At 75.2% G+C, this 26,918-nt stretch carries 22 protein-coding genes and 2 tRNA genes; 11 read left to right on the top strand and 13 right to left on the bottom strand.

What is annotated here, in order from left to right:
- Positions 1-31 precede the first annotated feature (31 nt).
- A complete protein-coding gene (locus WAA21_RS05715) occupies positions 32-4,402 on the bottom strand; it encodes an FtsK/SpoIIIE domain-containing protein (protein ID WP_336921807.1) in 4,371 nt (1,456 codons plus the stop codon).
- Between the two features lie 82 nt (positions 4,403-4,484).
- Positions 4,485-5,093, bottom strand: coding sequence for a flavodoxin family protein (locus tag WAA21_RS05710; protein WP_336921806.1), 609 nt, complete (start codon positions 5,091-5,093; stop codon positions 4,485-4,487).
- 302 nt (positions 5,094-5,395) lie between these two features.
- Between WAA21_RS05710 and WAA21_RS05705 the strand changes: the two genes are divergently transcribed.
- Positions 5,396-5,468, top strand: a tRNA-Arg gene (locus WAA21_RS05705).
- Between the two features lie 85 nt (positions 5,469-5,553).
- Positions 5,554-6,072 carry a mycothiol transferase gene (locus WAA21_RS05700; protein WP_336921805.1) on the top strand — a complete coding sequence of 173 codons (519 nt, stop codon included), beginning with the start codon at positions 5,554-5,556 and terminating at the stop codon, positions 6,070-6,072.
- 3 nt (positions 6,073-6,075) lie between these two features.
- Here WAA21_RS05700 and WAA21_RS17930 read toward each other — a convergent pair whose 3' ends face one another.
- The gene (locus WAA21_RS17930; protein ID WP_442893233.1) at positions 6,076-7,080 is read right to left on the bottom strand and encodes a cold-shock protein; all 1,005 of its coding nucleotides are present in this window, start codon (positions 7,078-7,080) and stop codon (positions 6,076-6,078) included.
- A gap of 162 nt (positions 7,081-7,242) precedes the next feature.
- On the opposite strand from WAA21_RS17930, the gene WAA21_RS05680 reads away from it, so the two are divergent.
- On the top strand, positions 7,243-7,395 hold the full coding sequence (locus WAA21_RS05680) for a hypothetical protein (RefSeq protein WP_336921804.1): 153 nt from the start codon (positions 7,243-7,245) through the stop codon (positions 7,393-7,395).
- Between the two features lie 22 nt (positions 7,396-7,417).
- On the opposite strand, the gene WAA21_RS05675 is transcribed toward WAA21_RS05680, so the two are convergent.
- The gene (locus tag WAA21_RS05675) at positions 7,418-7,579 is read right to left on the bottom strand and encodes a hypothetical protein (RefSeq protein ID WP_336921803.1); all 162 of its coding nucleotides are present in this window, start codon (positions 7,577-7,579) and stop codon (positions 7,418-7,420) included.
- 25 nt (positions 7,580-7,604) lie between these two features.
- Here WAA21_RS05675 and WAA21_RS05670 point away from each other — a divergent pair, with 25 nt between their 5' ends.
- Positions 7,605-8,135, top strand: coding sequence for a CGNR zinc finger domain-containing protein (locus WAA21_RS05670; RefSeq protein WP_336921802.1), 531 nt, complete (start codon positions 7,605-7,607; stop codon positions 8,133-8,135).
- 70 nt (positions 8,136-8,205) lie between these two features.
- Here WAA21_RS05670 and WAA21_RS05665 read toward each other — a convergent pair whose 3' ends face one another.
- Positions 8,206-9,519: an aspartate aminotransferase family protein gene (locus WAA21_RS05665; RefSeq protein ID WP_336921801.1), complete on the bottom strand. Its 1,314-nt coding sequence runs from the start codon at positions 9,517-9,519 to the stop codon at positions 8,206-8,208.
- 107 nt (positions 9,520-9,626) lie between these two features.
- Here WAA21_RS05665 and WAA21_RS05660 point away from each other — a divergent pair, with 107 nt between their 5' ends.
- Positions 9,627-10,931 carry an alpha-amylase family glycosyl hydrolase gene (locus tag WAA21_RS05660; RefSeq protein ID WP_336921910.1) on the top strand — a complete coding sequence of 435 codons (1,305 nt, stop codon included), beginning with the start codon at positions 9,627-9,629 and terminating at the stop codon, positions 10,929-10,931.
- A complete protein-coding gene (locus tag WAA21_RS05655; RefSeq protein ID WP_336921800.1) occupies positions 10,928-11,779 on the top strand; it encodes an aldose epimerase family protein in 852 nt (283 codons plus the stop codon). The genes WAA21_RS05660 and WAA21_RS05655 overlap by 4 nt, the downstream gene beginning before the upstream one ends.
- 7 nt (positions 11,780-11,786) lie before the next feature.
- Here WAA21_RS05655 and WAA21_RS05650 read toward each other — a convergent pair whose 3' ends face one another.
- Together WAA21_RS05650 and WAA21_RS05645 are read right to left on the bottom strand one after the other, a co-directional pair.
- A complete protein-coding gene (locus WAA21_RS05650) occupies positions 11,787-12,425 on the bottom strand; it encodes a DedA family protein (RefSeq protein ID WP_336921799.1) in 639 nt (212 codons plus the stop codon).
- A 25-nt stretch (positions 12,426-12,450) separates the two neighbouring features.
- Positions 12,451-14,052, bottom strand: coding sequence for an alpha-amylase family glycosyl hydrolase (locus tag WAA21_RS05645; protein ID WP_336921798.1), 1,602 nt, complete (start codon positions 14,050-14,052; stop codon positions 12,451-12,453).
- A 216-nt stretch (positions 14,053-14,268) separates the two neighbouring features.
- On the opposite strand from WAA21_RS05645, the gene WAA21_RS05640 reads away from it, so the two are divergent.
- Together WAA21_RS05640 and WAA21_RS05635 are read left to right on the top strand one after the other, a co-directional pair.
- Complete coding sequence (locus WAA21_RS05640) at positions 14,269-14,421, top strand: hypothetical protein (RefSeq protein WP_336921797.1); 153 nt, start codon at positions 14,269-14,271, stop codon at positions 14,419-14,421.
- A gap of 56 nt (positions 14,422-14,477) precedes the next feature.
- Complete coding sequence (locus tag WAA21_RS05635) at positions 14,478-16,685, top strand: putative bifunctional diguanylate cyclase/phosphodiesterase (RefSeq protein WP_336921796.1); 2,208 nt, start codon at positions 14,478-14,480, stop codon at positions 16,683-16,685.
- 11 nt (positions 16,686-16,696) lie between these two features.
- Here WAA21_RS05635 and WAA21_RS05630 read toward each other — a convergent pair whose 3' ends face one another.
- From WAA21_RS05630 to WAA21_RS05615, 4 genes are all read right to left on the bottom strand, one after another.
- Positions 16,697-17,488: a hypothetical protein gene (locus WAA21_RS05630; RefSeq protein WP_336921795.1), complete on the bottom strand. Its 792-nt coding sequence runs from the start codon at positions 17,486-17,488 to the stop codon at positions 16,697-16,699.
- A 189-nt stretch (positions 17,489-17,677) separates the two neighbouring features.
- Positions 17,678-18,688, bottom strand: coding sequence for a pirin family protein (locus WAA21_RS05625; RefSeq protein ID WP_336921793.1), 1,011 nt, complete (start codon positions 18,686-18,688; stop codon positions 17,678-17,680).
- Positions 18,685-19,731 (bottom strand): DUF4349 domain-containing protein, encoded by a 1,047-nt coding sequence (locus WAA21_RS05620; protein WP_336921792.1) that lies wholly within the window; start codon positions 19,729-19,731, stop codon positions 18,685-18,687. Before WAA21_RS05620 ends, WAA21_RS05625 begins: the two co-directional genes overlap by 4 nt.
- 232 nt (positions 19,732-19,963) lie before the next feature.
- On the bottom strand, positions 19,964-21,097 hold the full coding sequence (locus tag WAA21_RS05615; RefSeq protein ID WP_336921791.1) for a PrsW family intramembrane metalloprotease: 1,134 nt from the start codon (positions 21,095-21,097) through the stop codon (positions 19,964-19,966).
- A gap of 41 nt (positions 21,098-21,138) precedes the next feature.
- On the opposite strand from WAA21_RS05615, the gene orn reads away from it, so the two are divergent.
- Together orn and WAA21_RS05605 are read left to right on the top strand one after the other, a co-directional pair.
- Positions 21,139-21,873 (top strand): oligoribonuclease, encoded by a 735-nt coding sequence (gene orn, locus WAA21_RS05610; RefSeq protein ID WP_336921790.1) that lies wholly within the window; start codon positions 21,139-21,141, stop codon positions 21,871-21,873.
- A gap of 93 nt (positions 21,874-21,966) precedes the next feature.
- A tRNA-His gene (locus WAA21_RS05605) sits at positions 21,967-22,039 on the top strand.
- Here WAA21_RS05605 and WAA21_RS05600 read toward each other — a convergent pair.
- On the bottom strand, positions 22,031-24,130 hold the full coding sequence (locus WAA21_RS05600; protein WP_336921789.1) for a methyl-accepting chemotaxis protein: 2,100 nt from the start codon (positions 24,128-24,130) through the stop codon (positions 22,031-22,033). The genes WAA21_RS05605 and WAA21_RS05600 overlap by 9 nt on opposite strands.
- A 226-nt stretch (positions 24,131-24,356) precedes the next feature.
- On the opposite strand from WAA21_RS05600, the gene WAA21_RS05595 reads away from it, so the two are divergent.
- The gene (locus WAA21_RS05595; RefSeq protein WP_336921788.1) at positions 24,357-25,370 is read left to right on the top strand and encodes an NAD-dependent epimerase/dehydratase family protein; all 1,014 of its coding nucleotides are present in this window, start codon (positions 24,357-24,359) and stop codon (positions 25,368-25,370) included.
- A gap of 22 nt (positions 25,371-25,392) precedes the next feature.
- Here the strand turns inward: WAA21_RS05595 and WAA21_RS05590 are convergent.
- A partial coding sequence (locus WAA21_RS05590; RefSeq protein ID WP_336921787.1) for an HNH endonuclease signature motif containing protein occupies positions 25,393-26,918 on the bottom strand: 1,526 nt, incomplete at its 5' end.

Below are 26,918 nucleotides of genomic sequence, written 5' to 3'. Positions count from 1 at the left end.
CGCCCGTCGCGTGAGGGCGTTGTGGCAGCGGCTACGGCACGGGGACCTGGACCGTCACGAGCTCGCCGTCGCCGAGGTGGAGGAGCGCCCGGCCGGGCTGCACCGGCTGCCCGACGAGGCTGCGTGGCAGCCGGACGCCGACCGTGTCACCGTCGAGCGGGCTCTGGGGGCACAGCAGCGCCCCCCGGCGGGCGCGCTTGACGTCGACCTGCCAGCCGGAGAAGCCGGCCGCCACCTCGCCGAGCGTTCCGCCGAGGACGAGAGCGCCGGCCCCGTCGGCCGCGGTCCGCAGCCACGCGCGCAGCCAGTCCGCGGCCGGCATGTCCTTGACGAGCTCGCCGTCGTCGACGACGAGCGCGACCGGGCCGCCGCCCGTGAGGAGCCCCTCGAGCTCGTCCGCGGTGGGCTCGGCGTCGATGAGCACGCCCCGCACTCCCGCCGTGCCGGCGAGGTCGCGCAGGGGCGAGGCCCGGGGCGCGAGCACCACCACCTCACCGCCCTGGGCGAGCACGGAGCGCGCCATCGACAGCAGCACCCCGGACCGCCCGGACTTGGGCGGTCCCGCGACGACGAACGTCGGGACGTCGCCGAGGTCGGGTCCCAGGGCGACGAGCTCGTCGCCGCCGACACCGACCATCGCCCACAGCGGGGACGTCTCGTCCTCGTCGCGCAGGGCGCGCGCGGCGGCGAAGTCGAGGGTCGCCGGGAGGGTGTCGACGCGGAACGGCCGCTGCGTGCGCGGTGTCCCGCGGTCGCGTTCCCGCGCCGCCGCGCCGATGCGCGCGAGGGCGTCGGCCTGGGCGGCACCGGACAGGTCGTCGGTGAGGACCGCGACCTGCGCCTCGGTGCCGGACTCGGACAGGAACGCGCGGCCCGGCGCGATGTCCTCGGGCAGGGTCCGCGGGACGATGCCCGCCATCGAGTAGTCGTTGCGCTCGGCGAGGCGCAGCAGCAGCTTGTCCTCCACGAGGGTCGCCATGCGGGTGGACAGCAGCTGCCGGTCGCCGGCGACGACGAGGTGCACGCCGACGCCTGCGCCCTCGCGCAGCAGCTGCTGGACAACCTCGGTGAGGCGGCCGCCGTCAGCGTCCCCGAGCCCGCCGACGAAGCCCTCCCACCGGTCGACCAGCAGGACGACGTGCGGCAGCCGCTCCTCGGGAGCGGCGGCGCGCCGCTGCTCCCCCACGTCGGCGAACCCGCCCGCGGCGAGCAGCTCGCCGCGGCGCTGCACCTCTGCGGCCAGCTTGAGCAGCAGCCGCCGAGCCCGCTCCTCCTGCGTGCGGGTGACGACGGCCCCGCAGTGCGGAAGCCGGGTGAGCGGCAGCAGCGCCCCGTTGCCGCAGTCGAGGCCGTACAGGTGCACGTCGGCGACGGGGTGCGCGGCCGCGAGGGCGCCCGCGAGCGTGCGCAGGGTCTGCGAGCGCCCGCTGCGGGGCGAGCCCACGACGTACAGGTGCTGGAAGGTCGCGAGGTCGACACCGAGCAGCCGCCTCGCCTGCTGCGACGGCAGATCGGCGACGGCGTACGCGGCGGCCGGCGCGCCCGGCAGCACCTCGGCCGAGCCGGCCAGGCGCGCCACCTGCTCGAGGGTGACGACGCCGTGGAGCGCCTCCAGCCACGGCCGGTGGGGCGCGGGCACGGCCACCCGCGCCGCGGCGGCGCGGACGGCGGCGACGAGCACGGACAGGTCGGTGGTCTCCACGTCGCCGCCGCCGCCCGGCGCCGCGGGCCGACGCGGCTCGGGGTGGCCGAGCCGCTCGGTGGGCACGCTCGTGACCCACGGCGCGCGCACCGCACCGCCGCGGGGGTCACGGCCGGGCCAGCGCCCGCCGACGCGACCGGCCTGGAAGGGCACGATGCTGCCCGCCCCGAGCCGGACGAAGGCCCGGCCCGGCGTCGACTTGGTGATGCGGGCGGCGTCGGGCGCGTCGAGGACGTCCGTCGACTCGCCCGCGTCGGTGACGCGCAGCGCGATCCGCAGGTTGGTGTTGGCCCGTATCTCCGGCGAGACGACACCGGAGGGACGCTGCGTCGCGAGCACGAGGTGGATACCGAGGCTGCGGCCGCGCTGGGCGATGTTCACGAGCCCGCTGACGAAGTCGGGCAGCTCACGGGCGAGGGAGGCGAACTCGTCGATGACGATGGCGAGGCGCGGCAGGGGCGCGAGCCCGTCACGGCGGGCGAGGTCGGCGTGGTCCTCGATGTCCTTGGCACCCGCGGCCGCGAGCACGTGCTCCCGGCGGCGCAGCTCCGCACCCAGCGAGGCGAGGGCCCGGGCGACGAGGTGCGTGTCGAGGTCGGTGACCATGCCGACGGTGTGCGGCAGGTCGACGCAGTCCTTGAAGGCGGCCCCGCCCTTGTAGTCGACGAGGACGAACGTCATCGCGTCCGGGCGGTTGGCGACGGCGAGGGAGGCGACGAGGGTCTGCAGCAGCTCGGACTTGCCGGAGCCGGTGGTGCCGGCGACCAGGGCGTGGGGTCCGTCGCGGCGCAGGTCGAGCGCGAACGGCCCGTCCAGCGACACCCCGAGGACGGCCTCCGTGGTGGCGCCGCCGAGCAACCAGCGGGCGGCGACCGCCTCGCCGGCGGGCTGCGGCAGCCCGAGGACGTCCAGCAGCCGGGCCGCCGGCGGCAGCGCCGCGTCGTCGTCGTCGCCCACGTCGCGCAGCGGCGCGAGCGCGCGGGCCACGCGCGCCGGCCACGTGGTCGGCACGAGGTCCGGGCGGGCGTCCGTGACGTCGTCGCTGCGCTGCTGGGCGAGGTGCACGACGGTCGCGCCGTCGGGGCCGGGGTGCAGGGCGACGACGGCGGTGCACTCCTCGGGCAGGAACCGCCGGTCCGCGTCGAGGCAGAGGAAGCGGACGCCGACCTCGGGTCCGTCGCGCAGGAGCTGGACGACCCCGGGCAGGGACCGCAGCCGCCGGGCGCCGTCCAGCACGACGACGACGTCGGGCGGCTCGCTCATCCCCTGGCGGCCGCGGCTGGCCGCCCGCCGGGCGGCGACGAGGGCCGTCAGCTCGGCGACCCTGCGGGCGCACGTCTCCGTGTCGGTGCCGAGGAGGCTGAGCGCGTCCTGCCCGAGCGACGGGCGGGCGTGCGGCAGCCACCGCACCCAGTCCCACGACGGCGCGCCGGCGGGGTCGGTGAGCACGACGAGGCAGACGTCGGAGGGCGACTGCAGCACCGCGAGCTGGCCGACGCACCAGCCGGCGAGGAGACGCACCTGGGCGCCGTCCCCGGCGACGCCGACGACACCGCGCTCGCCGAGCGGGACGGTGACCGGCACGTCCGGTGCCGTCTCCGCCACCTTGCGCCGGTGCTCGTGCTGCTCGGGGTCCTCCACGACGACGTCGCTCGGCAGGTCGGCGGTGCCGATGCGCAGCAGCAGGTGGTCGGGATCGCCCCGGCGCCGCTCCCACAGCCGCGAGCGCGGCCCGACGGCGGTGAGCAGCAGCGTGGCGGGGTCGGGTGCCTCGTGCCGCCGGGCGTCGCGCTCGAGCACGAGCGCCTCGCGCGCGTCGGCCTCGACCTCGCCGCGGCGGCGCTCGTAGGCCTTGAGCTCGGTGCGGTAGCGGGCGCGGCCGGTGCGGCGCTCGTAGAAGAAGTTGGCGACGAGCATGACGGGGGTCATGACACCGAAGACGAGGAAGAAGAGCCGGTCGAAGGCGAAGGCCATGACGCACGCCAGGACCAGCGGCACGAGCGCCGCCACGACCGGCAGCGGCCGCCGGTGCGGCGCGGTGGGGCGCCGGGGCAGGCGGTACACGGTCTGCCGCTCCGGCGGCAGCAGGCGGGGCGGGCGGTTGTAGTCCAGACCGGCGCCGTCGTCGCTCGGGTGCAGGGCGGCGTCGGGCTCGTCGACCGCGCACAGCTGCACGAGCGAGTCCCCGACCCGCAGGACGCCACCGCGCGACCAGGTGCGCGGTGTCGTGACGGGCTCGCCCTCGAGGACGACGGCCCCGGTCCCGTCCCCGGGCGCGACGGTCACCTCGCCGGTGACGGCGACGTCGAGGGTCGCGAGGACTGCGTCCGGGGCGCCGGGCAGCCGCAGGAGGACCGCCGGACCGCCGCCCACGTCGGCGGTTCCGGCCGTGAGCCGGCGGACGACCCCCGCGCCCGGCCCGCCCACCACCCGGAGCTCGACGAGCCCGAGCGGCTCGCCGGCGTCGCTGTCGACGGGGCTGCCGAGCCCGACCAGGGCGCCGTCGACGACGGCAGAGCTCCCGACCGGCTCCTGGCCGTCGAGCGGACGGCCCCGAACCCACAGGGTCGGCGCCGCGCCCGGCTCCGTCCCGGCGAGCGCGGCCGCCACCGCCGCGACCGTCACGTCCGGGTCGGTGTCGAGCACGACGTCCCGGACGGTCCCACCGCCCGGGTCGACGACGCTCACCTGCGCACGCACGCCCGGCATCCTCCCCTGTCGTGGGGACGGGGCAGGTCCGGCGTCCTGGTGTGACCGGTCCGGGCGCGTCAGCCAGGACGCGTCAGCTCGCCGGGTACGGGTTCTCCTTGAGCAGCCGGGCGGCGTGCGCGAGACCCGCGGCGAGGGTCTTCGTGGTGCCCTGGGTCGTCTCGGGCTTCTCGTCGAGGTCGTTGTAGTCGGTGCCCTGCATGGCCTCGCCGACCCAGTACGTGACCGCCTGCGGCGGCAGCGAGAAGCCGACGTCGTTGAGCGACTGGAACACCTCGGCGCTCACGTGGTGCGCCCCGTCCTCGTTGCCGACGACCGCGACGCCCGCGACCTTGTCGAAGAGGATGGGCCGGCCGTCGTCCTTCGTCTCCGCCACCTCCGCGTCGAGGCGCTCCAGGACGACCTTGGCGACGGACGCCGGCTGCCCCATCCAGATCGGGGTCGCGAGCACGAGGATGTCGGAGGCGAGGACCTTCTCGCGGATCGCGGGCCAGGCGTCGCCGTCGCCCATGTCCTTCTCGACGCCGAACCTGACGTCGTGGTCGACGACGCGGACGACCTCGCCGGTCACGCCGTGTCCCTCGAGGGCCGTGAGCACCTCACGGCCGAGGGTCTCCGAGCTGGACGACGCGGGCGAGGGCTTGAGCGAGCAGACGAGCACGAGGGCCTTGAGATCGGTCATACGGTTGCCGTACCCGGTCCCGGCCCGAGATCACTCGCGCGAGTGAGGACGGTCACGCCGCAGACCGCAACGCGCGGCCGTCACGACAGCTCCCGCGGAGCGGAGTGCCGGCCGAGAAGGCGTATGCCCCCATTGGGGGCACACGCCCGCAGCCACCAGGTGCCGCGCGGCCTCCGGCCGGCTCCGCCACTCGCGCGGGTGCCCTCGACGTCGGGCGCGGCTCTGCCCGCGCGCGACGGTCGTCGGCCAGCGGATTGGGGAGCGCTGCGGTGTACCGTCGTGCTGGCGGCTGTGTCCGCGCAGGCCTCGTAGCTCAGGGGATAGAGCAACGGTTTCCTAAACCGTGTGTCGGAGGTTCGAATCCTCTCGGGGCCACCTCGTCGTGGTCACCCTCGTGGTCGGGCCACCTCACGGATGTCGGCGGCCGGCGCTGTCGGTCCCCGGTCCTAGCGTCCGGGTCATGACGACACAGCGCACCGGTGACCTGCCCCGCGAGCGCGCCGACCTGCTGGAGAGCCTCGCGACGCAGCGCTACCTGTTCCGCCTCACCCTCGACGGGCTGGACGACGCTCAGGTCCGGAGCCGGCCGACCCGCAGCGAGCTGAGCCTCGGCGGCCTCGTCACGCACGTCACGCTCATGGAGCGGCAGTGGGCGGGCTTCGTCGTGGACGGCCCGTCCGCGATGGCCGAGGACGAGGCCGGCCAGGCGGCCTTCGACGCCAGCTTCACCCTGCCCGGAGGCACGAGCCTCGCCGAGGCGCTCGAGGCCTGGGACGCCGCCGCGGCGGCCACCGACGAGCTCGTGCGCACGGTCGACCTCGACGCCACGCAGCCGCTGCCGGACGCGCCGTGGTTCCCGCCGGGCGCCGTGCGCAGCGCCCGCCGGGCCTTCGTGCACCTCACCGCGGAGATCGCCCAGCACGCGGGGCACGCCGACATGCTCCGCGAGCACATCGACGGGGCCAAGACGATGGGCTGAGCCTCAGAGCAGCTCCACCCGGTCCGCCTGCGGACCACGGTCGCTCTGCCGGACGTCGTAGCGCACCCGGTCGCCCTCGTACAGGCCGTCGGTGCCGCGCACCGTCGACACGTGCACGAAGAGGTCGTCGCCGCCGGAGTCGGGCTGGATGAAGCCGAAGCCGCGCTCGGCGTCGAAGCGCACGACCACGCCCTCGCCGCCCCGGGTCCCAGCGCCGCCCCGCGAGGGGGCGCCGCCGCGCGGCGCCCCGGCACCGCGACCACCCGGCCCACCGCGGCCGGGGCCGGCGCCCCGACCGCCCCGGTCGCGACCGCCCGGCGCACGGCGGCCGGAGCCCCCGACCACACGCACGTCGCGGGCCTGCGGGCCGCGGTCGCCCTGCACGACCTCGTAGGCGACGCGGTCACCCTCGGCGAGGCCGTCGAGCCCGGGCGCGAGCGCCCGCACGTGCACGAACACGTCCTCGCCGCCGGCGTCGGGGGTGAGGAAGCCGAAGCCCTTCTCGTCGTCGAACCAGGAGACCGTGCCGTCGGCGCCGTCGGCGCCCCCGGTCGCGACCCCGCCGCCCGACGCGGACGCCGCCAGCGGCAGCACGTGCTCCGCCTGCGGGCCCTTCTCACCCTCGCCGAGGAGGAACGCGACGCGCTGGCCCTCGACGAGCACGCCGCCGGTCAGGACCGCGGAGCCGTGCACGAACACCTCGGCGCCACCGTCGTCGGGCGTCAGGAAGCCGTAGCCCTTCGTCGGCTCGAACCACGCCACCGTGCCGAGAACGCCGAGCTCGGCGCCGGCCGCGACGTCCCCGGTGACGCGGACCCGGCGCGCCTGCGGCCCGCGCGGGCCGTCCCCGACCTCGAAGTCGACGGCCTGGCCCTCCCGCAGCACGCGCGGACCGTCTCCGCCGAGCACCTCGGAGGCGTGGACGAAGATGTCCTCGGAGCCGTCCTCGGGCGCGAGGAAGCCGAATCCCCGCTCGGGGTCGAACCAGCGGACGGTGGCAGAGGGCACGTGGAGCTCCTTGGTGCGGTGACGGGACGACCTCCTAGTGTCACCGACGATGCGGCGTGCCACGACCACCCGCGCGCCCCGCCCGACCCGGTGGCGCCGGGCACGCCGCCACCCGGGTCCGCACCCAGGTTCCCCGAAGGTGATGCGGGGAGGGTGTGCGGCATGGACGACGACGTCTGCCTCGAGTGCGGCACCTCCACTGACGAGCTGATCGCGACCCTGGACCTGCCGGGGTCGCGCATCCTCGAGCGGCGGTGGCAGGAGTGCCGCCGCTGCGGCTGGGAGTCGCTGGTCTGCGACTGCGTGCGCGCCTGAGTCGTCGGCGCGCCGCGCACCGTCAGGAGGCGTCCGCCCGGCCGGCCTCGGCGAGGACCTGGTCCTGCGCCTCCCGCCAGGGCTGCGTGACCTGCCAGGCCCCGCACCGGCAGGCGCGGTAGACGAGCCACCCGCTGCTCGTGACGTGCGTCGACCGGTCGGACCACTCGTGCTCGTGCATCATGTCGTCAGCCTGGTGTAATGGTCGTGTGCAACTCAACCCTTACACGAGGGCGGTCCTCGCACTCGCCGCCGACCTTGCGAGCGCCCCCGCGCGCAGCCCGGCCGACCTCGCCGCCCGCTGCGCCGCGGCCGGGGTGCGCCTGGAGCAGCCGGCCACCGCCGAGGACGTCACCGGGGTCCAGGCGTTCCTCGCCGACTGGCTCGCCGTCGTGGACGCCGACGAGCCGGCCCGGCGCGCGACCCTGCTCAACGGGCTGCTCGCCCGCAGCACGGACCACCCGCGGCTCACCGACCACTCCGGCGACGGCTGGCACCTGCACTTCCGGCCCGACCGGCTCGGCGTCGCCGCGCAGGTCGCCGCGCTCGTGAGCGCCGCCACGGCCGTGCACCTGACGGGCCGCGGCATGCACCGGCTCGGCCGCTGCGACGCGCCGGGCTGCGACCACGTGGTCGTCGACACCACCCGCAACGGACGGCAGCGCTACTGCGGCACGACCTGCGCCAACCGCGACGCCGTCCGGCGTCACCGGCTAAGGCAGCGCGCCGCCGCCACGTGACCGCACCGCGCCGGGCGGACCGCTACCGGACCGGCCCGTGCGCTGCCTCCGGGGTCCTGGCGCCCCGTCGTCAGCGACGGGCCAGCACCGCCCCGATCGCCGCGTCGAGCACGTCCATGCCCTCGTGGAGCTCGGCCTCCGTGGTGGTGAGCGGCGGCGCGATGCGGAACACCCCGCCCATGCCCGGCAGCTGCACGATGTTGACGTGCAGGCCCCGTTCGAGGCACTCGGCGGTGACGGCACGTCCGAGCCCGTCGGCGGGCGCCTTCGTCTCCTTGTCGAGCACGAGCTCCAGGCCCTGCAGCAGGCCGCGGCCGCGCACGTCCCCGACGACGTCGTAGCGCTCCTGCAGGTCCCGCAACCGGTCGCCGAGCTGCACGCCCAGCGCGGCGGCCCGTGCGACGAGCCCGTCCCGCTCGACGACGTCGAGGACCGTGAGCGCGACGCTCGCCGCGAGCGGGTCGTTGACGTGCGTGGTGAAGAAGAGGAACCCGCGCTCGTGGCTCGCCTGCTCGACCTCGGCGCTCGTCACGACCGCGGCCACGGGCAGCCCGGCCCCGAGCGTCTTCGACAGCGTCAGCAGGTCGGGGACGACCCCGTCGCGCTCGAAGGCGTACATGTGACCCGTGCGCCCGACGCCGGTCTGCGCCTCGTCGAGCACGAGCAGCATGCCGCGCTCGACGCACATCTCCTTCAGTCGCGCGAGGTAGCCCGGCGGCAGCTCGACGATGCCGCCCGAGGACAGGATCGGCTCCACGACGGCGCACGCGAGCGCACCGGTCGACTGCTGGTCGACCGCCGCGAAGCCGTACTCGAGCTCGGTCTCCCAGTCGTGCGAGCCGTCGGGGTGCCGGAACGGCGAGCGGTACGCGTTCGGCGTCGGCAGCGTGAGGCTGCCCGGCATGGTCGGGCCGTGCCCGCGCCGGCCGGCGGCGTAGGTGGCGGCGGACGCGCCCGAGGTCATGCCGTGCCACGACCGGTCGAACGAGACCACCTCCCAGCCGCCGGTCGCGAGCTTGGCCATGCGGATGGCGGCCTCGTTCGACTCCGCACCCGTCGTCAGCAGCAGCACCTTCTCCAGCGGGGCCGGCAGCGTGCCGGCGAGGCGGCGGGCGAGGTCGACGACGGGCCGGCTCAGCATGCCGCTGTACAGGTGGTCGAGCGTCGCTACGGACTGCTGCACCGTCCGCACGACGTCCGGGTGCGCGTGCCCGAGCACCGCGCTCATCTGCCCGGACGTGAAGTCGAGGATCGCGCGGCCGTCGCTGTCGTACACGTGGCTGCCGGCGCCCCGCTCGATGACCCGTGGCGTGAAGGCCGTGCCGTAGCGCACGAGGTGCGCCTGCGCGTCGGCCCAGAACCGCGACTCGTGCCCGTCCGTCATGGCCGCGAGGATGGCAGGGCCCGCACCCGCCGCACCACGACCCGAGGAGCACCGCCCTGAGCACCGACCCCGCCCGGCCCGCCACCCCGTCGTGGGTGGACCACGTCATGTGGTGGCAGGTGTACCCGCTCGGCTTCACCGGCGCACCGGCCGAGGCCGACCCGGACGGCACGGCGGACGCCGACGTCGTGCACCGCCTGCCGCGCGTCGCCGCCTGGCTGGACCACGCCGTGTCGCTCGGGCTCAACGGGCTCGCGCTCGGACCGGTGTTCGCCTCGCAGAGCCACGGCTACGACACCGTCGACCACCTCCGCGTCGACCCGCGCCTCGGCGACGACGCCGACCTCGACGCCCTCGTCGCCGCCGCGCACGACCGGGGCCTGCGCGTGCTCCTCGACGGCGTCTTCAACCACGTGGGTCGCGGGCACCCGGCCTTCAGGGCGCTGGAGACAGACGGTCCGGACGCCGCGACCGCCGGCATGTTCCGCGTCGACTGGACGGGGTGGCAGCCCGGCGACCCGGTGCGCGCGGAGGTGTTCGAGGGCCACGAGCGCCTCGTCGCGCTCGACCACGGCTCCCCCGCCGTCGTCGACCTCGTCGTGAGCGTCATGCGGCACTGGCTCGACCGCGGCGTCGACGGCTGGCGCCTCGACGCCGCCTACGCCGTGCCGCCGCACTTCTGGGCCGAGGTGCTGCCGCAGGTGCGAGCGACGCACCCCGACGCGTGGTTCGTCGGCGAGGTCATCCACGGCGACGGTGCCGACGTCGTCCGCCGCTCCACCATGGACTCCCTCACCGCGTACGAGCTGTGGCAGGGCTCGTGGCACGGCATCGTCGACCGCAACTTCTTCGAGCTCGCGCACGCGCTCGGCCGGCACCGCGACCTGCTCGACACCTACCTGCCCGCGACGTTCGTCGGCAACCACGACGTCACGCGGATCGCCTCGGCGGTCGGGGTCGACCTCGTGCCGCATGCCCTCGCCGTCCTGTTCACCGTCGCCGGCGTTCCGACGGTCTACGCCGGCGACGAGTACGGCTGGACCGGCGTCAAGGAGGAGCGCCTCGGCGGCGACGACGCGGTGCGACCGGAGTTCCCGCCGCAGCCCCCGGACCCGGACACCCTGCCGCAGGAGCAGCGGGCGGTCCTGCAGACGCACCACGACCTCATCGGTCTGCGTCGGCGCCATCCGTGGCTGGTCCGGGGGCGCACGGACGTCGTCGAGCTCACCAACACCGCGCTCGTGCTCCGCACCGCGACCGCCGACGCCGCCGTCGTGGTCGCGCTCAACCTGGCCGACGACCCGGTCGTCCTGCCCGCCGCGGACGCCCGCCACCTCGACTGCGGGTCGGGCTCGCTCGACGGCTCCGAGGTCCGGCTCCCGCCACGCGGCTGGGCGGTGCTGACCTCGTGACCGCGACCCCGGACCCGTGCGAGCCCGTCGAGGTGACCGCCGCCGACGGGGCCTCCTTCCGCGTGTACCCGCATGGGGGGCACGTCGCCGGATGGGTACCGGCCGGGGGGACGGACCGGCTGTGGTGCAGCCGCGACACGGGGTGCGGGCCGGGCACCGCCATCCGCGGCGGCGTCCCGATCATCTGGCCGCAGTTCTCCGACCGGGGGGACGGGCCGCGTCACGGCGTCGCGCGCGACCGGGCATGGGACCTCCTCGAGGTCGGCCGGACCGCCGACGGCGCCGCGCACGCCCGGCTGCGCCTGGTGTGCGGGGCCGGCGACACCCCGCTCGGCCACGCGTTCACGCTCGAGCTCGACGGCGAGGCGGAGGGCTCGTCCCTCGTGCTGACGCTGGTCGCGCGCAACGACGGGGACACCCCCCTCACCACGACGGCCGCCTTCCACACCTACCTGCGGGTGTCATCGACAGCCACGACCGCCGTCGTCGGCCTGGACGGGATGCTCGCCCGACCCAACGGCGGCGGGGCGCCGTGGCACGTGACGGGCCCGCTCGACGTCGTCGGCCCGATCGACGTCGCGGTCGAGGGGGTGCCCGCGGGCGACGACGGGGTCGTGGTCGTCGACGACGGCTCGGGCGACGCCGTCTCGCTCACCGCCGACGGCGTGGACTCCCGGGTCGTGTGGAACCCCGGTCCGGGCAAGGCGCCAGCCGACGTGCACCCCGGCGGTGAGGGCGAGTTCGTGTGCGTCGAGCCCGCCCTGCTCGAGCCGCGCACGCTCGCGCCGGGTGGCGTGTGGCGGGCCCGGCAGGTCCTGGTGGCCGGCCGATCCGCCTCCTACCGCTGAGGCGGCCTCAGCCGTCCACGATCCCGCCGTGGCTGCGCCGCCGTCGCAGCCGGACCACGACGAACCACACGACGAGGGCCACGAGGGCGGCGACGACCACCCACTGCAGCACCTCGGCGTACGGCGAGACCGCCGACCAGTTCTCCCCGAGCAGGTACCCGGCGACGACGAAGACGCCGTTCCAGATGCCGCTGCCCGCGAGCGTCAGCAGCGTGAACGGCACGACCGGCATGGCCTCCGCGCCGGCCGGGACGCTGATCGCGCTCCGGACCACCGGCAGCATGCGGCCGAAGAAGACCGCGGAGCGCCCGTGCCGCTGGAACCACTCCTCCGCCCTGTCGATGTCGCGGGCGTCGACCAGCGGGATGCGCGCGGCCACCGCCCGGACCCGGCGCGCGCCGAACCAGCGGCCGAGCCCGTACAGCAGCAGGGCGCCGGCGACCGACCCCGCTGTCGTCCACAGGATCGCGCCGAGGACCGTGAACGTGCCCTGGCTCGCGGTGAAGCCGGCCAGCGGCAGGACCACCTCGCTCGGGATGGGCGGGAAGACGTTCTCCAGCGCGACGACGAGGGCGGCGCCGGGGCCCCCGAGGGCCTCCATGACGCGGACCGCCCAGGCGGCGACACCCGTCAGGTCCTGGCTCACGCGCGGGCCGCCTGCGTGCGCGGGGTCAGGACAGCCTCAGCACGCCGTAGCCGAAGCCGTCGACGGCGAGCCGCGCGCCGTCGACGGAGACGCCCTGGCCCCACAGCAGCCCGGCCCCGGCCGCCTCGGCCACCTCCGCCGAGCCGGCCTCGCGCCGCGGGTTGACGACGACGAGGTGGCTGTCGCCGCGCACCCACGCGAAGGGGTAGCCGTCGGCGACCACGCGCGTGCTGGCGTGGCCCTGCAGTGCGGGCGTGGCCCGGCGCAGCGCGAGCAGCTCCCGGACCAGCGTGAGCGTCGAGCCCGGCACGCCGTCCTGCGCGGCGACCGTCGGGCGGTCGGGGTCCGGGTCGACCGGCAGGTACAGCGCGGAGGCGTCGGCGGTGGAGAAGCCCGCGTTGGGCCCGTCGTCCCACTGCATCGGCGTGCGGCAGCCCGCGCGGTTGTACGCCGGGTTGCAGATCGCGCCCTCCACGTCCGGCATGTCCGGCAGGTACCGCATGCCGATCTCGTCGCCGTAGTACAGGCACGGCACGGTGCCCCACGTGAAGAGGAACGTGAAGGCCGCACCCAGCTGCTCGGGCCCGCGAGGGCCGCAGCGCAGCCGGTCGTAGTCGTGGTCGGCGCTCGCGAGCAGGACCATGCGGTCCGGGTCGGCCTCCCGGGCCTCTCGCCAGGCCTGCAGCCACGTGGCGGTGCTCCCCCGCCCCTCGGCGTCGAAGTACGGCTCGCGCGGCTCGTGCCACGGCAGACGGCCCGCGTAGTGGTTGTCGAAGAGGCTCGCGTGCGCCTCGAATATGACGAGGGAGAAGTCGCCGTCGAAGGCGAGCGGCTCCCCCGTCCGCGGCTCGCTGCCCTCGGGGATGAGGACGGCGTCCGGGTGGGCCTCGTCGAGCCACGCGCGGATCTCGCGCCAGATCTCCGTCGATGCGGCCTGGGAGCGCTCCGTGTCGTAGTCCTTGACGAGCGAGAAGGCCATGTCCACGCGGAAGCCGGCGACGCCGCGCGACAGCCAGAAGTCCATGATGTCGCGCAGGGCCCGGCGGTTGCGCAGCGGGCCGGGGGCGTCGACCGGGTCGCGCCACGGCTCGTCCGCGGAGTGCAGCCACCCGAAGTTGAGCGCGGGCTGGGCGTCGTAGAAGTTCTTGAGGTACCAGCCCTTCCGGGGCCCGGGTGAGGGCACCCACGCGGGGATGCCGGGCGTGTCCTGCTCCCAGCCGCGCGGCGGCGCCTCGTCGCGCCAGACGTAGCGGTCGCCCTCGGGCGAGGGACCGTCGGCGTGCAGCTCGGCCTGGAACCACTCGTGCTCGGTCGACGTGTGGCCGACCACGAGGTCGAGGATCACGCGGATGCCGCGCTCGCGGGCCTTCTCGACCAGCTCGACCATGTCGTCGTTCGTGCCGTACCGGGGCGCGATGCGAAGGTAGTCGGCGACGTCGTAGCCGGCGTCGACGAACGGCGAGGCGAAGCACGGGTTGAACCAGATCGCGTCGACGCCGAGCGAGGCGATGTGGTCGAGCCGGTCGATGACGCCACGGAGGTCGCCCACGCCGTCGCCGTCGGAGTCGGCGAAGGACTGCGGGTAGACCTCGTACAGGACGGCGTCCCTCAGCCACTCGGCTGCCATTCGATCTCCTCCGGACTCGTCCCCCGGCCGGGCGGGTCCGGCCCCGGCGAGGCTACTGGCGCCCGGCCGGCCGGGCTCTCCGGCGGGGACGGCCGAGGCCCATCCGCCCGCCGACGCGGTGACCACGCGGGCTCGGGACGACGAAACCGGACGAGCCGGGCACGCGCGCTCGGCATCCCGGTGAGGCCGGTCCTTCAGCGCTCAAGAACCCTTCCCGTGAGCCGATTCGGAGCCTCGACCGGTGCCCCCGCACCGGTCGACGTGGCCGCAGCGGCGGGTGCGGTGAGGAGGCGGCAGATGGCGGACACGACGCCCGTGCGTCGTCGCCTCGTGCTGCTCGCCGACCGATGGCCGGGTGAACGCCTGTGAGCGAACTCAGTCCCCCACGCCTTGGCCGCCGTCTCGGGCTAGCGACGGTGCTACTCATGTGGGCGACAGTCGCGGTCGGCGCCTCCCTCGGTGCCGTCGCCACGGGCTTCTCCATCGAGGAGAGCCCTCCGGCGCTGGTCACGGCCGTCCTCGCCGCCTTCTTCGGGGCCGCGGCGCTCCGCCTCGCGGTGTCGTCCCTGCGTCGTCCCGCGCGCCGCGCCGGTCTTGTCGCGCTCCTCAGCGGCCTCTGCCTCTGGGCGGCGGGCAGCTCCCTCATCCACCAGGACGGTTCGCTAGGTGCACAGAGCTTCCCGGGCCCGGCCGAGCTTCTGTACTTCCCGAGCTATCTGGGCATGGCAGCGTTCGTACTGCTCGATCGCCGACAGCAGACACGACCCGACGCCGTCCTGTGGCTCGAGACGGTGCTCGTGTGCTCAGCTGTGGCGTCGATCGCCGGCGCCCTCATCGCCAGCCCGCTCGGTGACGTCTTCGGGCACGAGGGTCTCGCGCTGGTCCTGGCGCTCGTGTACCCGCTGCTGGACGTGTCGCTGATCCTCCTCGTTCTCGGACAGGCCGTACAGGGCTCCCGGACGTGGACGCCCGACACGTGGTTGCTCCTCGGCGGCTTCCTCCTCCTCACAGCGTCGGACGTCGCCTTCCTCGTCGGGAGCGCGCAGCAGGCGTACTTCTCGAACCTGTTGGTCGACGTCTCCTACGGCACGGCGTTCGCCCTCGTGGTCACGGGAGCCACGTGTCGCCGTGCCGTCGCTCCACTCGCGACGACGACGCGGCGCCGCGTGAGGACGGGTCTCGTCGTGGTCGCGGCCGCGGTCGCCACCACCACGCTCGTCCTGCGACCCGCTGACTCGGGTTCATGGTGGGCCACCGTCCCGGCTGTCATCACCCTCGTCGCCGCCGGCGTCCGGCTCACCGCAGCGCTACGGCAGGCACAAGGCGCCGCGGAGGCGTTCCGGCTCTCGCGTACCGACGAGCTGACCGGCCTGGCCAATCGCCGCGCAGTGCTGCGACGGCTCGACGCCACGCTCTCTGCGGACGAGCCCGTCGCCCTGCTCCTCATCGACCTCGACGGCTTCAAGGAGGTCAACGACAGCCTGGGGCACGCCGCCGGCGACGACCTCTTGCGGCTTGTGGCGGAACGCCTCACGGCCGCGGTACCGCGAGCCCTGGTTGCGCGTCTGGGCGGGGACGAATTCGCCGTGGTGGTGCGCGACGACGACCCGGTCGACCTGCTCCGACAGGCACGTCGCATTCGAGCATCGCTGGCCGAGCCGATCACCGTCGAGGACATCGAGATGTCCGTGTCTGCGTCCGTGGGAGTAGCGGTCCGGGGCTCTGCCATGGAGTCGGCCGTGGCCCTCCTGCGCAAGGCCGATGTGGCGATGTACCGGGCCAAGAACAGCCGCCTCGGCGAGACGCTCTACGACAGCACCTTTGACCACTACTCCCGTGCCCGGTTGGCACTCATGGAGGAGCTGCGGACCGGTATCGCACGCGGTGAGCTACGGCTCTGGTATCAGCCGCAGGTCGACGCCCGCACCGGTGAGGTCGTCGCCGTTGAGGGCCTCGTGAGGTGGGAGCACCCGCAGCACGGTCTACTGGCTCCGATCGCCTTCCTGCCTCAGGCCCGGCAAGCCGGTCTCATGCCTGCCCTCAGCGAAGCCGTGGTCAGAGCCGCGGTCCAGGACGCTGTGACGTGGCAGGAGGCCGGACACCGCTTCTCCGTCGGCTTCAACTGCGCCCCGCCCGAGCTGCTGGGAGGGCGCGTGCTGCCGTTCCTCTTCGCGCAGCTGGATCGAGCCGGTCTGCCGCGTGAGCGCATGACCCTCGAGGTGACGGAGGAGTCCTTCGTCTCCGAGCCCGAACGCGCGCGCCTGCAGCTCGTCGCGCTGAAGGAGAAGGGCGTGCGCGCGGCCATCGACGACTACGGCAGTGGATTCTCGTCCCTCGCCTACCTTCGTGACCTACCGGTCCACGAGCTGAAGATCGACCGCTCCTTCGTGGCTGCGGCGACGTCGGACTACGCGAGCCGTGTGATCATCGAGTCGACGACGGCACTCGCGCACGCGATGGGTCTGCAGGTCGTGGCCGAGGGCGTCGAGGACGCGGCAACCGCTGCCCTCCTGCGCACCGCCGGCGTCGACGTGCTGCAAGGGTTCCACGTCGCGGCGCCCATGCCCCCGGAACAGCTCGACAGATGGCTGGCGGGTCGGCGCGCCCTCGACCTGCGTCCCTCTGTCGGCTGAGGACGCAGCGCTCAGGCCATGCCGACTGCCTCGAGACCCGCGGCCGCGACGTCCCAGCGGGACTCGCGCACGTCGAGCGTGACGGGGAGAGCCGGCACACGGAAGTGCTCGAGCGAGGGCACGTGGACCCCGCTCAGGCCGAGTCCCTTGCCGATGAGCGCGTACGCCTCCGGGAAGTCTCGACGCTGACGTTCGACCATCTCCGTCATGGATGCGTAGACCGGGGTCGTCGCGGGGGAACCGTCGAAGGGCTGCGGTGAGGCGCCGGGGAAGGCTGTGTAGATGATGCCGACGGCCGCCAGACGGGCGCGCGCCCCCTCGTCCAGCAGCGCGACCGTGTGACTGACGCCGTTCGCCTTTGCGATCTGGAACATGCCGTGGCAGAGCGCGGCGGTCCAGAGCGCGCCCTCCCCCTCTGAACGGGGTCGGACGCAGAGGGTCGCGACGTCGTAGGTCGACTCCAGGCGGACGCCCGCCAGGTCGGCGCACTCGTCCGCGTCCAGCCCCCAGGGAGCCTCGGCGAGGTAGTCGAGAGTCTTGTGACGACGGGAGCCAGGCGTGACCAGCCGCGATGCGGCGACCGCGGTGCCGTCAGAGGCGAGGACGGCGAGGAAGACCGACGTGTCTTCGTGCGCGGCGAGCGAGCCCCGGAGGTGTTCCCTCGACTCCCCGAAGCGCTGCTCGAAGACGTCACCCTCGCACTCGAGGGCCGCCTCCAACTCCGCTCCGGAGGGCGCGAAGACGAGTCGCATCGGCTGGTCGGTCGAGGCCAGGTCCAGCTCTGGGCGCGGGCGCTGCAGCATGTGCTCTCCGTTCACGGTTGCACGAAGAGGGAACCCTCTCGGTGACGCCAAGAACATATGCTTCGGCCACGCAGAGTCGACTGCAGGCAGCGGTGAGTTACTCCGACCGTGGAGCGCGCGCAGCCCGGGCGTAGCCGAAAAGGCACGCAGAGTCACTGCGCCGGTACGCCATACGGGTGGGGTGTCGCCTCACCCGCGCGGCCGCAGCCGCACGTTCGGCAGCTCCGGCGCCCGCAGCCACGACTCCGGCTCCCAGCCGGGCACGGTCCCGAACCGCTCCTCGCGCTCCTGCCACGCCGCACGGGCGGCCGCGACCTCCTCGTGCGTGCGCCCGACGAAGTTCCACCACATGACGAGCTGCTCGCCGAACGGCGCCCCGCCGAGCAGGAGCAAGGTCGAGGCCTCGCCGACCTCGACCACGACGTCGTCGCGGTCGTCCCCGAGGTCGACGAGGTCGCCGGCGTCGGGCCGCTCCCCCTCGACCTCGCACGCCCCCGCCACCAGCAGCAGCCCGTGCTCGAAGGCCGGCTCCAGCGGCAGGCGCAGCCGCACGGGACCTGACGTACGCACCTCTGCACCGACGAGCGGGGTGTACGCGGCGGCAGGCGACGTGAGGCCGTCGTGCGTGCCGACGAGGACGGTCGTGCGCACGTCGACGCCGTCGACCTGCCGCTCGGCCACCGGCAGGTCGGCGTGGTGCTCGAAGTGCGGTGCCTGGTGGCGGTGCTCCTCCGGCAGCGCGACCCACAGCTGGACGCCGTGCAGGGGCGTGCCGTCACCGGCCAGCGACTGCTCGCCGTGGGAGACGCCGTGCCCGCTCGTCATGAGGTTGAGCTGACCGGGACTGATGGTCTGCTCCGAGCCGACGGAGTCGTGGTGCAGCGCCTCCCCGCCGACCAGCCACGTCACGGTCTGCAGGCCCGTGTGCGGGTGGGGCGGGACCACCATGACCCGCTCCCCGCGCGCCGGGCCGTACTGGTCGACGAAGCACCACGCGCCGATGGTCGTCCGCCCCCGCGACGGCAGGGTGCGGCGCACCCGCATGGCGCGCGGCCCGCCGAGCGGCACCTCGCGTGCGGCGAGGGTCCGGGCGATCGGCCCGCGTCCGGCGGTGTCCGGCGATCCGGCCCCGGGCGCACCGGCCTGCTGCGGCACGTCGCCGAGCCGCGTCTCCGTCGGGGAGGAGTCGAGGTTGCTCACGCCTCATTGTGCGCGGCGGGCGGAGCCGGCGCCGGACGGGTCGGAGCCGCTCGACGCACGGCCCGCACGACCAGCAGCGCGACGCCGCCGAGGACGAGCGCGACGACGGCGAAGGGCAGCAGGCTCCCCACCACGACGAGCACGACGCCGGTGGAGGCGGCCAGCGCGTCCCAGCCGCCCTGCAGGCCCCGCAGGAACGGGGGTGCGACGGCCTCGACGGGCTCGACGTCCTCCGGCAGCGTGAGCCGCACGGTCACCGTGGCGAGCGCGGCACGGTCGGTGAGGGCGGCGCGCTGCGCGTCGAGGGCCTCCAGGTCCGCCTGCCGGCGCGTCAGCTCGCGCTCGAGCGCGAGCACGTCCTCGAGGTCCTCGGCCCCGGCGAGCAGCGAGCGCACCCGCTCGACACCCGCGCGCTGGGTGGCGACACGGCTCTCGAGGTCGACGATGCGGGTCTCGACCTCCTCGACGTCGCTCGTCCGGTTCACCTCCTGCCCGAGCGCCGCGGCCCGGGTCATGACGTCGCCGGTCCCCTCGACGGGCACCCGCAGGGTGAGCACCGCGCTCGGCTGCTCGCCGCCGACCGTCTCCTCCGCCTGCACGTAGCCGCCCGCCACGACGGCGGCGTCCCGCACCTGCCGCGCCGCCCGGGCGACGTCCTCGACGGCGACGTCGAGCGTCGTCGTCACGATGCGGCGGCCGCGCTCGACCGCACCCGCCGCCGCCACCGCGGTCCCCGACCCGGCCGCGGCCGCCTGCGCCGCCTCCGCGTCGGCGTCGGCCCCGGCCGCCCCGCCCTCGGCCGGGACACCGGCCCCCTCGCCCGCCGCCTCGCCCGCGTCCTCCACCGCCCCGCCGGCCGCTTCACCCTCCGCGTCCGCCTCCTGCGGCGCCTCCCGGGCGTCGGCCCAGCCGTCCTCCCCCGACGCACCGACGGCGTCGTCGGCGACGGACTCGGTCGCCCCGGAGTCGGCGCCGCACGCGGCGAGCGTGAGACCGAGCAGCAGGGCGACGAGCAGGGCGAGGACGGTGCGCGACGTGGTCATGGTGGGCTCCTCCCGCACGCCCCGGTGGCGTGCTCAGGAGTCTGACGAGCGGAGGTCACGAACCGATCCGCACCGAGGACACGATCCGGTCGCGGGACGGTCCCGATCCGGTCACGGACCGCCGGGACCGCGGCCGAGCGCGCCCGTCTCGCCCGTCCCGCCCCTCTCGTCCGTCTGGTCCACCTCGACGCGCCGGCGGCCCTCGCTCGGCCCGCCTGCCCGCGCCGCCGCGTCAGCCCGCGTACGCGGCGCGGGCGCTCGCGAGCAGGGCGAGCAGGTCGCGCTCGCGCTGCGCGGCGTCCCACGGGGCGGTGCCGTCCTCCATGCGCTGGCGCAGGTGCGCGAGCCGGACGGCCGCGACCTGGAACCGGTGCATGGCCGCACGCGCCGGTGACCCGCCGCGGGCGCGGGCCCACTCCAGCGCCTGCCGCCGCTCCGCGAGCGAGCCGACCATGCGCTCCTCCGCCGGGGCGAGGTAGCCGTAGCGGGAGTACAGGGCGAGGTTCGTGCGGATCATGCGGGCCTCGCGTCGCCTCGCGAGCAGGGCGACGACCACGAAGGTCGTGAACAGCGGCACCCACAGCACGACGAAGGTGACGAGGAAGCCGCCGGGCGCCACCACTGCGAGGCCGTTCCACAGCGCGTGGAGGCCGATGGCGGCTGCGAGGCCGACGAGCGGGTACAGCGCGCGACCCGAGCCGCGTCGGCGGCTGTACAGCACGAGGCCGATGCCGAAGGCAGCCGTGAAGAGGGGGTGGGCGAACGGCGACACGACACCGCGGACCACGAACGTCGACAGCAGGCCGCCGACGCCGCCCTCGGCGAGGGCGACGCCGAGGTAGAGGATGTTCTCGGTGAAGGCGAAGCCGACGCCCACCATGCCGGCGTAGACGACACCGTCGACGAGGCCGTCCAGTGCTCGCCGGCCGAGCCACACGACGACGAGGATGCCGAGGCCCTTCAGCGCCTCCTCGACGACCGGGGCGACGAGGACCGCACCGACCACCTCGGCGTCCCCTCCCGCGGCACCGACCGCGAGGGTCGGGGGCAGGCTGAGGAGGAGCGCCCCGGCCGTCGCGACGCTCGCGCCCCAGCCGAAGCCGAACAGCAGCAGCCCGCGCGGCTCGGGCTCGTGGCGGTCCAGCCACAGGTACACCAGCACGAGCGGGACCGCGGGCACGCACGCGAGCGCGAGCCCGGCGAGGTAACCCACCGGGCCGGTCGACAGCAGCAGGACCACCGTCACCGCGAGCCCGCACCCGAGCACGAGCAGCGCCCCCACGACCGTCAGGACGACCTGACCGACCCGCGTCCCGGTGACCGGCGGGAGGGCCGGAGGGGGCGCCTGCGGCACGGGCTGGGTCATGCTCGGAGGGTAGGCGGGCTCCGGCACGTAGGGTGACGGGCGTGAGCAGCGACGGCGCGAAGGCCCCCTCGACCGGTCCGGTGCCCTCCCGGGACCGCATCGTGTGGGTCGACTGCGAGATGACGGGCCTGGACCTCGAGCGCGACGCGCTCGTCGAGATCGCCGCGCTCGTCACCGACGGCGAGCTCACCGTGCTCGGGGAGGGTGTCGACGTCGTCATCCGCCCGCCGGAGGAGTCCCTCGCCCAGATGCGCGACGTCGTGCGCGAGATGCACACGACCTCGGGCCTGCTCGACGTCCTCGCGGAGGGCACGACCGTCGCCGACGCCGAGGAGCAGGTGCTCGCCTACGTCCGGCGGTACGTGCCCGACGCCCGCAAGGCGCCGCTGGCGGGCAGCAGCGTCGGCACCGACCGCGGCTTCATCGCCCGTGACATGCCCCTGCTCGAGGAGCACCTGCACTACCGGGTCGTCGACGTGTCGAGCATCAAGGAGCTCGTGCGCCGCTGGTACCCGCGGGTGCACTTCAACGCCCCGGCCAAGCACGGTGGGCACCGGGCGATGGCCGACATCCTCGAGTCGATCGCCGAGCTGCGGTTCTACCGCGAGGCGGTGTTCGTGCCGCTGCCCGGACCCGACAGCGACCAGGTGAAGGCGATGGCGCCCGCGCACGAGGTGCCCGCCGGTTCGGTGCCCGCGTGGGCGCCGGGTCTCGCCGCCGCACACGCCGCACCGACGGGTGAGGGGTCCGACCCCTCCTCGCGCACCCCTGCCTAGCCCGCGGGCCGTCCCGCGGCGGGCGGCGCGGGCACCCGTGCGGGGCGGCTACACTTCTCGGTGCAGCCGCGCGTGCGTGCACGCGCGGCCGTGGTGGGTGTAGCTCAGCTGGTAGAGCGCCGCGTTGTGGTCGCGGATGTCGCGGGTTCAAGTCCCGTCACTCACCCCGCAGGGTCTTCGTCGCTCGACCGGCGGACCGCTCGGCGAGGCGGCGCAGCTCCTCGTCGAGACGTGACTGCGTCGCGGTCGACAGGCCGGTGAACTCGACCGCCAGCTCCCGGCCGTCGGGGTGCGGGTCAGCGCGGAGCACCTGTCCGGGCAGCACCTCGGAAGAGCCCGCGAGGGCGACGCGGACCCGGACCGGTGTCCCCGGCCGCGCGACCACGTCCCGGGCCACGACGACGCGCGTCCCTCCGGCACCGAGGTCGACGTGCCGCGTCGGGAACGCCGCCCCGTCGACCTCGAGCGTGCCCTCGCTGCGGAAGAGGAACCGCTCGGTGCGGCGGCGTTCGAGCTGGTCGGCGAGGTCGCTCATCTCCTCGATGCGGCGGATGGCGTTGCCCACCGCCTCGTCGAGCTCCGCGACGACCGCGAGCTGCTCGGCCGCGACCCGGCGCAGGGCCTCCGAGGCCACGTCGATGCCGCCGATGCCACGGCCCATGCTCGAGATCGTCGCCGACACCGCGCGGGCGTTGCTCTCCACCTCCGCCAGCGTCGCCGCGATTCGCTCGGTGGACCCGGCCGTGGCCGTGGCGAGGGACTTGACCTCCTCGGCCACCACCGTGAAGCCGCGCCCGGCCTCACCGGCTCGGGCCGCCTCGATCGTCGCGTTGAGGGCGAGGAGCTTCGTCTGCCCCGCGACCCCGGCGATCGTCGAGGCGAGCGAGTCGATGGCGCGCAGGCTCGTGGTGAGCACACCGACGACCTCGTCGGCCTCCGCCGCCTGCGCCACGACGCCGCGCGTCACGGCGTCCGCCTCGTGCACGCGCTCACCGATGGTCGCCGCCGCGGCGCGCACGGCGGCCACCTGGTCCACCACGTCCCTCAGCTCGCGGACGATGTCGCCGGACGTCGTGCTCACGATGTCCTGCGCCCGCTCGCGTGACTGCTTCTCCGCCGTCCGCGCGTGCAGGAACGTCGCGTGCGTCTGCTCCTCGCGCGCCTGGCTCGCGGCCGCGAGCGCGCTGCGCTGCCGGTCCAGCTGCCCCCGCGCCCCGGCGACCGCGGCACCGATCTGGGCGAACTCGTCACGCCCGCCGGGGAGCGTCCGCTCGTCGAGGTCGCCGGAGGCGAGCGCGGTGACCCCGTCGAGCAGCAGGGACACGTCGTGGCGGGTGCGCCACCACACGGCTGCGGCCAGCCAGACGGCCACGAGCAGCCCGCTCATGACGAGCAGGAGCGTCTCCAGCCGCTGCTGCTCCAGCTGCGCCACCCGAGCCTGCAGCAGCGCGTCGAGGACGCCGCCGGCCTCCAGCGCCGCCGGCGCCGCCAGCTCGGCGAGCCGGGTCGTGTCGGGCGGGCCGGGGCGGTCGAGGGTCGTCGCCATGACCTGGCCGAGCCGGGCGGCCTCGTCGGCCACCGCGACCACGCCGTCGAGCGGGACGAGGGCCGCGGGGTCCGCGGTCGTGTCGCGTGCGGTCGCGACGTCGCGCCCGGCGGACTCCCCCGCACCCGACAGCGCCCCGGCGAGCACCGCCTGCCGGGCGATGACGTCGGCGGCGTCGGCGTCCTCGCTCGTCGCGGAGGCCTCCACGGCGGCAACGAGCGCCTTGGGCAGCTGCACGACGAGGGTGTCCATGACGTAGAAGGAGTCGAGGTCCGGGTCGAGGATGAGGTTCGATGTGTCGCCGACGTGCGCGACGAGGTCGGCGAGCGCACCGGCGGAACGGACCCGGCCCGCCGGCGTCCCCGCGTCGGCGGCACCGGCTGAGTCCTCGACGGCGGCGAGCTCGGCCTCCAGCCCGAGGACGGGGTTCCGGGCCGCGGCCGCGCGGAGCTCCTCGAGCGCGGGACCGCGCCCGTCCGCGACGTCGGCGAGGGCGGTCAGCGCGGGGACGAGCACCGCCACCCCGCTCCGCTCCTTCTCCGCGAATGCCGCCTGGGCACCCACAGCCTGACCGAAGGCGGTGGCGGAGACGACCGCAGGGACCAGCATGACGAGGACGAGCGCCACGAGCCGCGCGCTCGTGCGGAAGCGGTCCGCCACTGCGAGCACCGGACGCAGCACCAGGGGCGGGTGGACGGGGATGACGGACACCTGGGCCTCCTTCGGACGTGGGCGGTCGTGGCGGCGGGCGACCCCGCCACGCACCCCCTGTCGACACGGTGAGCGTCCGGCTCGACGCCAGGGGCGCGACGATCACCCGCTCGGCGGGAAGACGCCGACCGGCGCGGCGCGGCCCGTGGCGCGCCGGTCGGGGTGCGACCGGGTCAGGGGCTCGGGCCGCGTCCCGCCCGGTCACCGGTCGCTAGCCTTGTCGGTCGTGACCCAAAGCGCTCTCGTCCTCGGCGGCACGTCGTTCGTCGGCCGCCACCTCGTCCAGGCCCTGCTCGACGACGGGTGGGACGTGACGCTCTTCCACCGCGGGCGCACCGGCGTCGACCTCTTCCCGGACGTGCCCCGACTGACCGGTGACCGCGACGGGGACGTGTCCGCGCTGACCGGCACGCAGCGCTGGGACGTCGTCCACGACGTCTCCGCCTACCACCCCGACCACGTCGACCGGGTCGCGGACGCGCTGCTCGGTCCTGACGGAGCGACCGCCGACCGGGTCGGTCACTACGTGCTCGTGTCGACGGTCTCGGTGTACGCGCCGCTCGCCGAGGCCGGCGCGACGGAGGACGCCGCGCTGCTCGAGCTGCTCGAGCCCGTGCCCGACCGGGCGGACATGCGCCTGTACGGCGAGCTGAAGGTGCTGTGCGAGCGTCGCGCGGTCGCACGCTTCGGCACCCCGACGCTCGCGCGACCGACGATCGTGGCCGGCCCCTACGACCCGACGGACAGGTTCACGTACTGGGTGCAGCGGCTCGCCGAGCCCGGCGACCACGTCGTACCACCGGACCTCGACGTGCCGACGCAGTGGGTGGACGCCCGCGACCTCGCCGCGTTCCTCGTCCGGGCCGGCGCCGAGCGGCTCGGCGGGCCGTTCACGGTGGCCGACGAGCCGCACGCCTTCCGTGAGCTCGTCGAGACGTGCGTGTCGGTGTCCGGGTCGGGCGCGCAGCTGGTGCCGCTGCCCGCCGGGGCCGTGGGTGACGGCGACGGGCAGGTGCGGCCCTGGGTCGACCTGCCGCTGTGGCTGGACCCGGCTACGAACGACAGCCCCGGGATGCTGCAGGTCAGCGCCGCGCGGGCCCGGGCGGCCGGATTCGTCACGCGGTCGCCGCAGGAGACGGTGGCCGACGTGCTCGCGTGGCTGCAGGCCGAGCCGAGGGAGCTGTCGCGCGGACTGTCGCGCGACCGCGAGGCGGAGCTGGTCCAGCAGGCTCGTCGGTAGCGCGGCGCCCGGCCGTCGTCGTCTACGCGGCGTCGTCCGGCGGCGGTGGGCATGGCGGTGGTGGCGTCGGCGTGGGTGTCGGCGTCGGCGTCAAGGTCGGCGTCAGGGTCCACGGAGGTCGTCGTGCCCAGGGTGGGTCGTCGTCGGGGGTTGTGTCCGGTGTGGGCGGTGGTGCGGTGGGGTCGCCGGGGGTGCCGTCGAGGGACAGCGGGCAGTACGGCACGGGCTCGTGGTCGTCGGCGTCGGGGTCGGCGTCGGCGTCGTGGTCGTCGGCGTGGGGTTCGAGGTGGTGCTCGGGTGGTCGGGTGGTGGCGACCAGGCCGTGGGGGCTGGTCCATCGGAGGGTGCCGGCGCCGAGCTGGTGCAGGTGCCAGTGGCCGCGGTGTTTGACGCGGTGGTGGAAGCGGCACAGGCAGGCGAGGTTGCACTCGGCGGTGGGGCCGGTGGGGTGGGGGATGGTGTGGTCGGTGTCGCAGCGTCGGGCGGCGGCGCGGCAGCCGGGGAAGCGGCAGGTGGTGTCGCGGGCGCGGACGGTGCGGGCGAGGGGCTCGGGGACGCGGTACGGGCCGGGATCGTGCTGGGTACCGGGTGCCGAGCAGGGGCCTGGGCGGTTGTCGTGGGCGGCGTGCTCGCAGCTGCCGAGTGCGCGGTCGCGGACGCGGGTGCCGGGGGTGCGGGTGAGGGCGCGGACCTCTTCGGCAGGGATGGGGCCCATTCCGGCGACCTCGCCCGGCTCGTCACCGGACTCGTCTGTTGTGACGCCGCGGAGGGTGGTGGCGGGGACGACGACGTCGATGTGGACCTGTGCGTACGGGCTGGGGGCCTGGGTGAGGTCGTGGGTGCCGGCGAGCAGGCGCAGGACGGTGTCGGCGCGCAGCTGGTCCAGCGTCGGCACCAGCGCAGCAGGGTCGAGCGTGGCGGGGTCCGGAGCGGGTTCGGCCAGCTGACCTGCGGCGCCGTTCGTGTCTGCCGCTGCCGCTGCCGCTGCCGCTGCTTCTTGCTGTTGGAGGTCTTTGAGGGTGCGGCGGGCGTCGTCCTGGGCGGTGCGGGCGAGGGTGTCCACGCGCGCCCACGCGGCGGCGACGGTCGCGGCGGGCCCGCTGACCTGCAGCACCCCCATCCCGTCCGCCACCCCCCACGCCCGCGCGCGGCGGGCGTCGCGCGCCGCCTGGCAGCGGCGGGAGGCGGCGCGGGCGTCCAGGCGCATCGCCAGCCGCCGCCCGCGGGCGGCGACCTGCGCGGGCGTGCCGGTCCGGGCGGTCGGCAGCAGCAGGCCCTCCAGCTCGGCCGCGGTGTCGTCGGTCAGGGGTGAGGCGGCCTCGGCGAGCGCGCGGGCGTGCGGCAGCGGCACGTCACCGGTGAGCATCCCGGCCAGGGTCGCGCGGTGCCGACGGTGCAGGGTGTCCGCGAGCGCCACCCGGTCCGCCGCTGCGCCGTGGGAGACGCGCAGGGCGACGGCGACCTCCGCCGCGCAGTACCGGTCGACCTCCGCCGCGTCCGCGGGCCGGCAGCACGACTGCGCCGACTCCGACTCCGACTCCGACTCCG

It is taken from the genome of Aquipuribacter sp. SD81 (assembly GCF_037153975.1).
Taxonomy (GTDB): domain Bacteria; phylum Actinomycetota; class Actinomycetes; order Actinomycetales; family JBBAYJ01; genus Aquipuribacter.
This window is presented reverse-complemented; position numbering and strand designations above follow the sequence as displayed.